General features: G+C 61.2%; 10 protein-coding genes. 8 read left to right on the top strand and 2 right to left on the bottom strand.

Going from position 1 to position 11501, the window contains the following annotated elements; genetic code table 11:
- Positions 1-158: 158 nt before the first annotated feature.
- Positions 159-914, top strand: a complete 756-nt coding sequence (olsB, locus tag HX873_RS25120) for an L-ornithine N(alpha)-acyltransferase (protein WP_008431132.1) — start codon at positions 159-161, stop codon at positions 912-914.
- Positions 914-1705, top strand: coding sequence for a lysophospholipid acyltransferase family protein (locus HX873_RS25115; protein ID WP_003219789.1), 792 nt, complete (start codon positions 914-916; stop codon positions 1703-1705). Before olsB ends, HX873_RS25115 begins: the two co-directional genes overlap by 1 nt.
- Positions 1706-1814: 109 nt before the next feature.
- Here the strand turns inward: HX873_RS25115 and HX873_RS25110 are convergent, their stop codons facing one another.
- The gene (locus HX873_RS25110; protein ID WP_177123363.1) at positions 1815-2399 is read right to left on the bottom strand and encodes an ACP phosphodiesterase; all 585 of its coding nucleotides are present in this window, start codon (positions 2397-2399) and stop codon (positions 1815-1817) included.
- Between the two features lie 156 nt (positions 2400-2555).
- Here HX873_RS25110 and HX873_RS25105 point away from each other — a divergent pair, with 156 nt between their 5' ends.
- Genes HX873_RS25105 through HX873_RS25095 form a run of 3 tightly spaced genes read left to right on the top strand, consistent with a single transcriptional unit; the run spans position 2556 to position 5132 of the window.
- On the top strand, positions 2556-2870 hold the full coding sequence (locus HX873_RS25105; protein WP_003219793.1) for a helix-turn-helix transcriptional regulator: 315 nt from the start codon (positions 2556-2558) through the stop codon (positions 2868-2870).
- A 13-nt stretch (positions 2871-2883) separates the two neighbouring features.
- Positions 2884-4050 carry an MFS transporter gene (locus tag HX873_RS25100; protein ID WP_003219795.1) on the top strand — a complete coding sequence of 389 codons (1167 nt, stop codon included), beginning with the start codon at positions 2884-2886 and terminating at the stop codon, positions 4048-4050.
- 26 nt (positions 4051-4076) lie between these two features.
- On the top strand, positions 4077-5132 hold the full coding sequence (locus HX873_RS25095) for an alkene reductase (protein WP_008431139.1): 1056 nt from the start codon (positions 4077-4079) through the stop codon (positions 5130-5132).
- A gap of 230 nt (positions 5133-5362) precedes the next feature.
- Here the strand turns inward: HX873_RS25095 and HX873_RS25090 are convergent, their stop codons facing one another.
- Complete coding sequence (locus HX873_RS25090) at positions 5363-5995, bottom strand: TetR family transcriptional regulator (protein ID WP_003219798.1); 633 nt, start codon at positions 5993-5995, stop codon at positions 5363-5365.
- A 286-nt stretch (positions 5996-6281) separates the two neighbouring features.
- On the opposite strand from HX873_RS25090, the gene HX873_RS25085 reads away from it, so the two are divergent.
- The 3 genes from HX873_RS25085 to HX873_RS25075 all read left to right on the top strand — a co-directional run.
- Positions 6282-7430, top strand: a complete 1149-nt coding sequence (locus HX873_RS25085; RefSeq protein ID WP_003219800.1) for an efflux RND transporter periplasmic adaptor subunit — start codon at positions 6282-6284, stop codon at positions 7428-7430.
- 3 nt (positions 7431-7433) lie between these two features.
- Positions 7434-10595, top strand: coding sequence for an efflux RND transporter permease subunit (locus tag HX873_RS25080; protein ID WP_003219803.1), 3162 nt, complete (start codon positions 7434-7436; stop codon positions 10593-10595).
- A partial coding sequence (locus HX873_RS25075) for an efflux transporter outer membrane subunit (RefSeq protein ID WP_371318405.1) occupies positions 10592-11501 on the top strand: 910 nt, incomplete at its 3' end. The genes HX873_RS25080 and HX873_RS25075, both read left to right, overlap by 4 nt.

Genomic DNA, 11501 nt, shown 5'->3' with positions numbered 1-11501 from the left:
CAACGGATATGTACACAAAAAACACAGCACCCACCGGCGAAATGCCTGTCATCTAAGCGTCACCGTAACTTCATGGAGATGACACCGGCCCTACATAGCCTGACATGGCACAAACAAGTCGACCGGCCGTAACCCTGGCCGGCACTCGGAGACTCGCCATGACTCAGATCGCCCGCATCAGCGACACCGGCAATGAACGCCGCCTGCAAGCCGAACGCCTGATCGGCGCCCAGGCTTTGCAGGAAGCCCAGGCCCTGCGGTTCAACGTGTTCAGCGGCGAATTCAACGCCAAGCTGAAAGGCGCTGAACTGGGCCTGGACATGGATGACTATGATGTTCACTGCAGCCACATCGGCGTGCGGGATTTGAACAGCGGTCGACTCGTCGCCACCACCCGTTTGCTCGACCACCAGGCCGCCACCACCCTGGGCCGCTTCTACAGCGAAGAAGAATTCAGCCTCCACGGCCTGCTGCACCTCAAAGGCCCCATCCTGGAAATCGGCCGCACCTGCGTCGACCCCGCCTACCGCAACGGCGGCACCATCGCCGTGTTGTGGGGCGAGCTGGCCGAAGTCCTCAACCAGGGCGGCTACAGCTACCTGATGGGCTGCGCAAGCATCCCGATGCACGACGGCGGCATCCAGGCCCACGCCATCATGCAGCGCCTGCGCGAACGCTACCTGTGCAACGAACACCTGCGGGCCGAGCCGAAAAAGCCGCTGCCGGCACTGGACCTGCCATCCAACGTCATCGCCGAAATGCCCCCCTTGCTCAAGGCCTACATGCGCCTGGGTGCAAAGATTTGCGGCGAACCCTGCTGGGACGAAGACTTCCAGGTGGCCGACGTGTTCATCCTGCTCAAGCGCGACGAGCTGTGCCCGCGGTATGCCCGCCACTTCAAGGCAGCCATGTGATGAGCCGCCTTCGGGTGTACGGGCGAATTGCCCGCGTGCTGGTGGTGGTGGCCCTGGGTTTGACCATGGCCAGTGTGTTTGGCGTGTTTGAACGTCTGGGCGTGGCCAACTCGATGGTGCGCCGGCAGCGCTGGTCGCGTTTTTTCATGGCACGGCTGACCAACGCCCTGCCCTTTCGCGTGACCGTTCACGGTGAGTTGCCGCAACAGTCGATGCTGTGGGTCAGCAACCACGTATCGTGGACCGATATCCCGCTGCTGGGGATGGTGGCGCCGATGTCGTTCCTGTCCAAGGCCGAGGTGCGCACCTGGCCGGTGGCGGGCTGGTTGGCCGCCAAGGCAGGCAGCCTGTTCATCCGCCGAGGTTCGGGGGACAGCCAGTTGATTCGCAAACAGATGACGCGTCATCTGGAACAACAACACCCGCTGTTGATGTTCCCGGAAGGCACCACCACCGACGGCCGCGCCCTGCGTACGTTCCACGGGCGGTTACTGGCCAGTGCGATTGATGCCGATGTGTCGCTGCAACCGGTGGCGATTCGTTATCTGCGCGATGGCCACATCGACCCGCTGGCACCGTTTATTGGCGACGATGATTTGCTCTCGCACTTGATGCGTTTGTTCGGCAATGACCAGGGCGACGTGGAAATCCATCTGCTCAAGCCGATTGCCTGCGCCGGGCAGGAGCGTGCGGCGCTGGCGTTCCAGGCGCAGCAGGCGGTGCAGAAGGCGTTGTTTGGCCCCCTTCCAGAAGCTGAGCAAATGCCAGCGCGGCCAGCATTCGCGGCCTGAAGCGAGCACGGTGAAAAATGTGGGAGCGGGCTTGCTCGCGAAGGCGGTGCATCAGTCAGCAGATTCATTAGCTGACCCACCGCTTTCGCGAGCAAGCCCGCTCCCACATTTATAGTTGTATTGCCAACTGGCTATTTGAGAACCGCTGCAATTCTGGGTAAAACACCCGAAAATCCTCGCTCAACGGCTCGTACAGCGCTCGTAATTCCTGCATGGCATGGCCCAGTTCTTCGGGCCGTGTCAGGCGCCGGCCAATTCCTCGAAGTACCTGTTCCATCACCGCAAATTCGCGGTACGAACCCAGCCAGTCATCCGCCGCCATGTACGGCGCAATCTGCGCCAGCCGCCCCGGCAACACCGGTTCTTCGGCGAGCACCCGGTAAACCTCAGAGGTAAATCGCTCCAGCGGCTGATCGGCATATAACGCCCAGTCCCGCGCCAGGCAGTGGTCGAAAAACACATCGAGGACAATCCCGGCATAGCGGCGCCGGGTCAGGGTGAAGCGCGACAGCGCCTGCCCGATCAGCGGGTGGCTGTCGGTGTAGCGATCAATTGAGCGATGCAACTGAATCGCCGACTCGATTTGCGGGCTGAACTGGCCTTGCAGGCGACCTTTAACAAAGTCGCCATACAGGCTGCCAAGCAATTGAGCAGGAAGTTGGCCGCCGAGGTGCAGATGTGCGAGATAATTCATGGCGCGCAGTCTAGCACTGCCGTCAACGCATCGTTATAACCCGATATACCGATTCAATCTGGTTTAAGACCAAATTCATATTGGTATATCGGGATACAACGATTTAAAGTTCGCCTCATCGCGATATAACGTTTTACAAAACCGAGCATCACTGCCATGTCCATCGACCTCGACGAAATAATAAAAGCCCTGGCGCACCCAGTACGGCGAGACATCCTCAACTGGCTGAAAGACCCGAAAGTGCAATTCCCCGAGCAGCTGCACAACCACGAATACGGCATTTGCGCCGGGCAGATCGACCAGCGCTGCGGGCTGTCTCAGTCCACCGTGTCGGCGCACCTGGCGAACTTGCAACGGGCGGGGCTGATCAGCAGCCAGAAGGCCGGCCAATGGCACTTTTTCAAACGCAATGAGGACGTAATCCAAGCCTTCCTCAAAGCGCTCACCGAAGAACTCAGCGCACCGCTGTAACAAGGACCCATCAATGCCTCTCTCGCTACTCATCCTGGCCTTAAGCGCCTTCGCCATCGGTACGACCGAGTTCGTCATCATGGGCCTGTTGCCCGATGTGGCGGCCGACCTCGGTGTATCGATTCCCGGCGCCGGCTGGCTGGTGACCGGCTACGCCCTGGGCGTGGCCATCGGTGCCCCCTTCATGGCACTGGCCACCGCCAAGCTGCCGCGCAAGGCCGCCCTGGTAGCGTTGATGGGCATCTTTATCATCGGCAACCTGCTCTGCGCCCTGGCCAGCGACTACAACGTGCTGATGTTTGCCCGTGTGGTCACCGCGCTGTGCCACGGCGCCTTCTTCGGTATCGGTTCGGTGGTCGCCGCCAACCTGGTGCCGGCCAACAAGCGTGCTTCGGCCGTGGCGCTGATGTTCACCGGCCTGACCCTGGCCAACGTGCTCGGCGTACCGCTGGGCACCGCGCTGGGTCAGGAAGCCGGCTGGCGCTCGACCTTCTGGGCCGTGACGGTGATTGGGGTGATCGCCCTGATCGGCCTGATCCGCTTCCTGCCGGCCAAGCGTGACGAGGAAAAACTCGACATGCGCGCCGAGCTCAGAGCACTCAAAGGCGCCGGCATCTGGCTGTCGCTGAGCATGACCGCGCTGTTCGCTGCGTCGATGTTCACCCTCTTCACCTACGTCGCGCCGCTGCTGGGGGACGTCACCGGTGTTTCGCCCAAGGGCGTGACCTGGACCCTGCTGCTGATCGGCCTGGGCCTGACCGTCGGCAACATCATCGGCGGCAAGCTGGCAGACAAGCGCCTGGCTGCCACCCTGATCGGCGTGTTCATCAGCATGGCGGTGGTGTCCACCGTACTGACCTGGACCAGCGTCGCCGTGATCCCGACTGAAATCACCCTGTTCCTCTGGGCCACCGCCTCGTTTGCCGCCGTACCGGCACTGCAGATCAACGTGGTGACCTTCGGCAAGGCCGCACCGAACCTGGTGTCCACCTTGAACATCGGCGCCTTCAACATCGGCAACGCCCTCGGCGCCTGGGTGGGCGGCAGCGTGATTGCCCACGGCTTCGGCCTGACCAGCGTGCCCCTGGCCGCTGCTGCACTGGCCGTGCTCGCGCTGCTGGTGACCCTGATTACTTTCCGTCAGACCGGCGATGCCGACCTGGCCCCCGCGACTAACTGATCAACTAAAGAGAAGGGTGTTATCCCATGACGACTATTTTCGATCCGATCAAACTGGGCGACCTGGAACTGTCGAACCGCATCATCATGGCGCCGCTGACCCGCTGCCGTGCCGACGCCGGTCGCGTGCCCAATGCGCTGATGGCTGAGTACTACGTCCAACGCGCTTCCGCCGGGCTGATCCTCAGCGAAGCCACCTCCGTAACGCCAATGGGCGTGGGTTACCCGGACACCCCGGGCATCTGGTCCAACGACCAGGTTCGCGGCTGGGCCAATGTGACCAAGGCCGTGCACGGTGCAGGCGGCAAGATCTTCCTGCAACTGTGGCACGTGGGCCGGATCTCCCACGAGTCGTACCTGGACGGTGAAACCCCGGTCGCGCCAAGTGCCATCCAGCCTAAAGGGCACGTCAGCCTGGTACGCCCACTGGCCGACTACCCAACGCCGCGCGCCCTGGAAATCGCCGAAATCGCCGACATCGTCGACGCTTACCGCGTAGGCGCCGAGAACGCCAAGGCCGCCGGCTTTGACGGCGTGGAAGTCCACGGTGCGAACGGCTACCTGCTCGACCAGTTCCTGCAAAGCAGCACCAACCAGCGCACCGACAACTACGGCGGCTCCCTGGAAAACCGCGCACGCTTGCTGCTCGAAGTCACTGACGCCGTGATTGAAGTGTGGGGCGCCGGCCGTGTAGGCGTGCACCTGGCACCGCGCGCCGACTCCCACGACATGGGCGACGCCAACCTGTCGGAAACCTTCACCTACGTCGCCAAAGAGCTGGGCAAGCGTGGCATCGCGTTCATCTGCTCCCGTGAAAAGGAAGCGGGCGACAGCCTCGGCCCACAACTGAAAGCCGCCTTCGGTGGCCCGTACATCGCCAACGAACGCTTCACCAAGGACAGCGCCAACGCGTGGCTGGCTTCGGGCAAGGCTGACGCCGTGGCATTCGGCGTGCCGTTCATCGCCAACCCGGACCTGCCGGCTCGCCTGAAGGCCGATGCACCGCTGAACGAAGCACATCCAGAGACTTTCTACGCCAAAGGCCCGGTCGGCTACATCGACTACCCGACCCTGGCACTCTGATCTGCTGAAACGAAAAAGCCCCGACTTGCGAGAGCCGGGGCTTTTTTATGGGCCGCAGGAAACATTCCTTCACAGCCTTGCAACAATATTGCTACAAAATACTTAGCCAACTACCTATCAACCGCCCGCCAGCCCGTATATAACGTCACCCCACAAAATCAGGGAAAAGCCTGATTGACCAGCCCCGGTGTTTATTGTTGACACAACTGGTCGCAATTACGCATTTTGTCTTAATTGCGCAGGCCAGGGCTCAAGCGCAGCATGTCCAACGCGATATCGACCCAGCGCTCTGCGTCCTGGGCCAACTGGAAACTGTCGGGCACCAGCAGCCACTGGCCGAGAATTCCGTCGATATAGGCGTGCATGCACACCGCGGCACGTACGGTGTCGAGATTCTCCGGAAGCTGCCCGCGATGGACCGCGTTACGCAAGGTCAGCCCGATGCGCAGGTTGCATTCGAGGCTGGCGGTCTGGCGCTGACGGCGCAGATCACACATTTCATCGGTGAATTCGCACTTATGAAACAAAATCTCATTGATGCGCCGGGTCTTCGGGTCCAGGGCCACTTGATGGAACAGATGAATCAGCAGCTTGCGCATGCAACCCAGCGGATCGACCTCGTCCTCGCTCTCACTGGCCCTGGCCAATTCATCCAGCGGCTCGTGCAGCGTATCGAGCATCGCCTGCACCAGGTCGGCCTTGTTGCTGAAATGCCAGTAAATGGCACCACGTGTCACGCCTGCCAGCGCGGCAATATCCGCCAGCGTGGTACGCGCAACCCCGCGCTCGTAGAAGGCCTGCTCGGCCGCTTCAAGAATCTGGCTGCGCGTTTCCTGAGCTTCCTCTTTGGTACGACGAACCATGGCAGTAAAACCTCAATCAGGAGACTTGGGGTGATCGGTAACGCAGACTCAACCGCCGCTAACGACCATCTGAATAATTGTGGGACGACGCCGTCAAGGGCGCCGAACGTACTAGAATCGAGGCTTTGGACGCTGCTTTGTCAACATTCCGCGAAGCCTGTCAAGAGTTTACAAACAACCATGAACGTAAGTATATTGCGTAGCAAGCTACTTATCCACTCAGTGCCTGTTTTTTACCCTTCCACACTTCTTGTGCGCACTCTGCGCGCCTGACCCGAGGATCTTCATGCAACTTAAGCCAGCTGTTACCGCCCTGGTTACTGCCGTCGCCCTGGCATCGCTGCTCAGCGGATGTAAAAAGGAAGAAGCGGCTCCGCCCGCTCAAACCCCTCAGGTCGGCGTGGTCACTATTCAACCTCAAGCCTTTACCCTGACATCCGAGCTGCCAGGCCGCACCACGGCCTACCGCATTGCCGAGGTTCGCCCTCAGGTCAACGGCATCATTCTCAAGCGTCTGTTCAAGGAAGGGGGCGACGTCAAGGAAGGCCAGCAGCTCTATCAGATCGATCCGTCGGTGTATGACGCCTCGCTGAAAAGCGCCCAGGCCAACCTCGCCCAGACCAAGTCGATTGCCGATCGCTACAAGCAGTTGGTCGATGAGCAGGCCGTCAGCCGCCAGGAATACGACACCGCCGTGTCCAACCGCATGACCTCTGAAGCCAACGTGCAAACGGCCCAGATCAACGTGCGCTACACCAAGGTGTTTGCCCCGATCTCCGGGCGTATCGGTCGCTCTTCGGTCACCGAAGGCGCGCTGGTCAGCAACGGCCAGACCGACGCCATGGCAGTGATCCAGCAACTGGACCCGATCTACGTCGACGTCACGCAGTCCTCCGCCGAGATGCTGAAACTGCGTCGTGACCTGGAAAGCGGCCAACTGGAAAAAGCCGGCGAAAACGCGGCCAAGGTCAAGCTGACCCTGGAAGACGGCACCGCCTACGGCGTGGAAGGCAAGCTGGAATTCTCCGAAGTCTCGGTCGACGAAACCACCGGTTCCGTGACCCTGCGGGCCGTGTTCCCGAACCCTGACCACACCCTGCTGCCGGGCATGTTCGTCCACGCGCAGTTGCAAGCCGGTGTGAACAGCAAGGCCATCCTGGCACCACAGCAAGGCGTGACCCGCGACCTGAAGGGCATCCCGACCGCGCTGGTGGTGAACAAGGACAACAAGGTCGAGCAACGTGTACTGGTGGCCAACCGCACTACCGGCGCCTACTGGCTGGTGGAAAAAGGCCTGAACGCCGGTGACCGTGTGATCACCGAAGGCCTGCAATTCATCAAGCCGGGCATCGAAGTCAAGGTCAAGGACGCTGATAACGCCAAACCCGCCGGTTCCGCTGCTGCTCCTGCTGCCGCTGCTGGTCAAGGGGAGTAATTCATGTCGAAATTTTTTATCGACCGTCCCATTTTCGCCTGGGTAATTGCCCTGGTGATCATGCTGGTCGGGGCACTGTCGATCCTGAAGTTGCCCATCAACCAGTACCCGGCCATCGCGCCAACCGCCATTGATATCCAGGTGACCTACCCGGGCGCGTCTGCACAAACCGTGCAGGACACCGTGGTGCAGGTCATCGAACAACAGCTCAACGGTATCGACAACCTGCGTTATGTCGCCTCGGACAGTAACTCCGACGGCAGCATGACCATCACCGCGACGTTCAACCAGGGTACCAACCCGGACATCGCCCAGGTTCAGGTACAGAACAAGCTCAACCTGGCGACCCCGCTGCTGCCACAAGAAGTACAGCAGCAGGGTATCCGCGTTACCAAGTCGGTGAAGAACTTCCTGATGGTGATCGGTCTGGTGTCGGAAGACGGCAGCATGACCAAGGATGACCTTTCCAACTACATCGTTTCCAACATCCAGGACCCGATTTCCCGGACCGCCGGTGTGGGCGACTTCCAGGTGTTCGGTTCCCAGTACGCCATGCGTATCTGGCTCGACCCTGCCAAGCTGAACAACTACCAGCTGACGCCCGTGGATGTCAGCAACGCCATCCAGGCGCAGAACGTCCAGGTGGCCACCGGCCAACTCGGCGGCCTGCCTGCCCTGCCCGGCACTCAGTTGAACGCCACCATCATCGGCAAGACGCGTCTGCAAACCACTGAAGCGTTCGGCAATATCCTGATGAAGGTCAATACCGACGGTTCCCAGGTTCGCCTGGGTGACGTTTCGCGTATCGAACTGGGCGGCCAGAACTACAGCATCAGCGCACAGTTCAACGGCAAGCCGGCTTCCGGTATGGCGATCAAGCTGGCAGCCGGTGCCAACGCACTGGACACCGCCAAGGCGATTCGCGAAACGGTTGCGTCCCTCGAACCGTTCTTCCCGCCTGGCATGAAGGCTGTGGTGCCGTATGACACCACGCCGGTTGTGACCGAATCGATCTCCGGTGTGGTTCACACCCTGATCGAAGCGATCGTGCTGGTGTTCCTGGTGATGTTCCTGTTCCTGCAGAACTTCCGCGCCACCATCATCACCACCATGACCGTACCGGTGGTATTGCTGGGTACCTTCGGGATCCTCGCTGCGTTCGGCTTCACCATCAACACCCTGACCATGTTCGGCATGATCCTGGCCATCGGCTTGCTGGTGGACGATGCCATCGTTGTGGTGGAGAACGTCGAGCGGGTAATGGCCGAGGAGCACTTGTCGCCCAAGGAGGCGACGGTCAAGTCCATGGGCCAGATCCAGGGCGCCCTGGTGGGTATCGCCCTGGTGCTGTCGGCGGTATTGCTGCCAATGGCGTTCTTCGGTGGTTCCACCGGTGTGATCTACCGCCAGTTCTCCATCACTATCGTTTCGGCGATGGCGCTGTCGGTACTGGTTGCCCTGGTCTTCACCCCGGCCTTGTGCGCCACCATGCTCAAGCCGATTGACCCGGAAAAACACGGCCAACCCAAGCGCGGCTTCTTCGGCTGGTTCAACCGTACCTTCGACCGTGGCGTACTGAGCTACGAGCGCGGCGTCGGCAACATGATCAAGCACAAGTTCCCGGCATTCGTGGTCTATGCCCTGATCCTTGCCGGCATGATCTGGATGTTCACCCGCATTCCAAGCGCGTTCCTCCCAGAGGAAGACCAGGGCGTGATCTTTGCCCAGGTACAAACGCCGGTGGGTTCTTCGGCTGAACGTACGCAGAAAGTCATCGACGATATGCGCGCCTACCTGTTGAACGACAAGGAAGGCGAGCCAGGCGAAGGCAAGGCTGTCAAATCGGTGTTTACCGTGAACGGCTTCAACTTCGCCGGTCGTGGCCAGAGCTCGGGCCTCGCGTTCGTGATGCTCAAGCCGTGGGACGAGCGTGACTCGAGCCAGTCGGTATTTGAGGTTGCCAAGCGTGCCCAGGGTTACTTCTTCGGGGCCTTCAAGGACGCCATGGTATTTGCCGTGGTGCCACCGTCGGTACTCGAACTGGGTAACGCCACCGGTTTCGACGTGTTCCTGCAAGACCAGGGCGGCGTCGGCCACCAGAAGCTGATGGATGCGCGTAACCAGTTCCTGGGTGCCGCGGCACAAAGCAAGATCCTGGCGGGCGTGCGCCCCAACGGCGTGAACGATGAGCCGCAGTACGAGCTGACCGTTGACGACGAGAAGGCCAGTGCCCAGGGCATCAGCCTGGCAGACATCCAGCAGACCCTGGCAATCGCCTTGGGTGGCAGCTACATCAACGACTTCATCGACCGTGGTCGTGTGAAGAAGGTGTATGTACAGGGTGACGCCGCCAGCCGGATGTCTCCGGAAGACCTGAGCAAATGGTACGTGCGCAGCACGTCCGGGAAGATGGTGCCGCTGTCGGCCATCTCTTCGGGCAAGTGGATCTTCGGTTCGCCGAAACTCTCGCGCTATAACGGTGTAGCGGCGATGGAAATCCTCGGTACCCCGGCACCTGGCTACAGTACCGGTGATGCGATGGCGGAAGTCGAACGCATTGCCAAGGACCTGCCGGCTGGCGTTGGTTACTCCTGGACCGGCCTGTCGTACGAAGAACGTCTGTCCGGCTCCCAGGCACCTGCGCTGTACGCCCTGTCGCTGCTGGTGGTGTTCCTCTGCCTCGCGGCACTGTACGAAAGCTGGTCGATCCCGATTGCGGTGATTCTGGTTGTACCGCTGGGTGTGATCGGTGCGTTGATCGCCACCAGCCTGCGGGGACTGTCCAACGACGTGTTCTTCCAGGTGGGCCTGTTGGTGACGGTGGGTCTGGCAGCGAAAAACGCCATCCTGATCGTGGAGTTCGCCAAGGAGCTCCACGAGCAGGGCAAAGGCATTGTCGAGTCGGCCATCGAGGCATCCCGCATGCGTCTGCGACCGATCATCATGACGTCCATGGCGTTCATGCTCGGCGTACTGCCCCTGGCAATTTCCACCGGTGCCGGCTCAGGTAGCCAGCACGCCATCGGTACGGGCGTAATTGGCGGTATGATCACCGCCACGGTCCTCGCGATCTTCTGGGTACCCCTGTTCTTCGCAACCGTGTCCTCCGCTGGCGAGCGTAAAAAGACTGAACCCAAGCAAACTCCTAAAGAGGCTGGCCAATGAGCAAGTCGCTACTTTCCTTAGCTGTCACGGCATTCGTGCTCAGTGGCTGCTCGCTGATCCCGGACTACCAGCGCCCTGAAGCGCCGGTAGCCGCGCAGTTCCCGCAGGGGCCGGCGTATTCGTCGGCCCAGGCGCCGGGCCAGGCGGCTGCCGAGCAGGGCTGGAAGCAGTTTTTCCATGACCCTGCCCTGCAACAGCTGATCCAGACCGCCCTGGTGAACAACCGCGACCTGCGTGTCGCGGCCCTGAACATCGATGCGTATGCCGCGCAGTACCAGATCCAGCGCGCCGACCTGTTCCCGGCGGTTTCGGCCACGGGCAGCGGCAGCCGCACGCGCACCCCGGCCAAGCTGTCGCAGACCGGCGAAGCGGGCATCACCAGCCAATACTCGGCGGGCCTCGGGATCAGTTCTTATGAGCTGGACCTGTTCGGCCGCGTACGCAGCCTGAGCGAACAAGCGCTGCAACAATACTTCGCGACCGAAGAAGCGCGCCGCACCACCCAGATCAGCCTGGTGGCCAGCGTGGCCAACGCCTACCTGACCTGGCAGGCCGACAAGGAGCTGCTCAAGCTCACCCAGGACACCCTGGGCGCGTACGAGCAGAGCTTCAAACTGACCTCGCGCAGCAATGAAGTCGGCGTGGCTTCGGCCCTGGACCTGAGCCAGGCCCGTACCTCGGTGGAAAACGCCCGGGTTGCACTGGCGCGTTATACCCGCCAGGTGGCCCAGGACGAAAACAACCTGACCCTGCTGCTGGGTACCGGCCTGCCGGCGAACATCGTCAGCCGGCCATTGGCTGATGACCTGTTGAGCGAAGTACCGGCCGGCCTGCCATCGGACCTGCTGCAACGTCGTCCCGACATCCTGCAGGCCGAGTACAACCTCAAGGCGGCCAACGCCAACA

The organism is Pseudomonas sp. P7758, from assembly GCF_013386485.1.
Classification (GTDB): Bacteria; Pseudomonadota; Gammaproteobacteria; order Pseudomonadales; family Pseudomonadaceae; genus Aquipseudomonas.
Note: the sequence above shows the minus strand (reverse complement) of the source record. Positions and strands in the feature narration are given on the sequence as shown.

What these genes read in the sequence shown, in the direction of transcription:
- HX873_RS25115 (WP_003219789.1), top strand. Translation starts at nt 914, where the DNA reads ATGAGCCGCCTTCGGGTGTACGGGCGAATTGCCCGCGTGCTGGTGGTG.
- olsB (WP_008431132.1), top strand. Translation starts at nt 159, where the DNA reads ATGACTCAGATCGCCCGCATCAGCGACACCGGCAATGAACGCCGCCTG.
- HX873_RS25085 (WP_003219800.1), top strand. Translation starts at nt 6,282, where the DNA reads ATGCAACTTAAGCCAGCTGTTACCGCCCTGGTTACTGCCGTCGCCCTG.
- HX873_RS25100 (WP_003219795.1), top strand. Translation starts at nt 2,884, where the DNA reads ATGCCTCTCTCGCTACTCATCCTGGCCTTAAGCGCCTTCGCCATCGGT.
- HX873_RS25105 (WP_003219793.1), top strand. Translation starts at nt 2,556, where the DNA reads ATGTCCATCGACCTCGACGAAATAATAAAAGCCCTGGCGCACCCAGTA.
- HX873_RS25095 (WP_008431139.1), top strand. Translation starts at nt 4,077, where the DNA reads ATGACGACTATTTTCGATCCGATCAAACTGGGCGACCTGGAACTGTCG.
- HX873_RS25110 (WP_177123363.1), bottom strand. Translation starts at nt 2,399, where the DNA reads ATGAATTATCTCGCACATCTGCACCTCGGCGGCCAACTTCCTGCTCAA.
- HX873_RS25090 (WP_003219798.1), bottom strand. Translation starts at nt 5,995, where the DNA reads ATGGTTCGTCGTACCAAAGAGGAAGCTCAGGAAACGCGCAGCCAGATT.
- HX873_RS25080 (WP_003219803.1), top strand. Translation starts at nt 7,434, where the DNA reads ATGTCGAAATTTTTTATCGACCGTCCCATTTTCGCCTGGGTAATTGCC.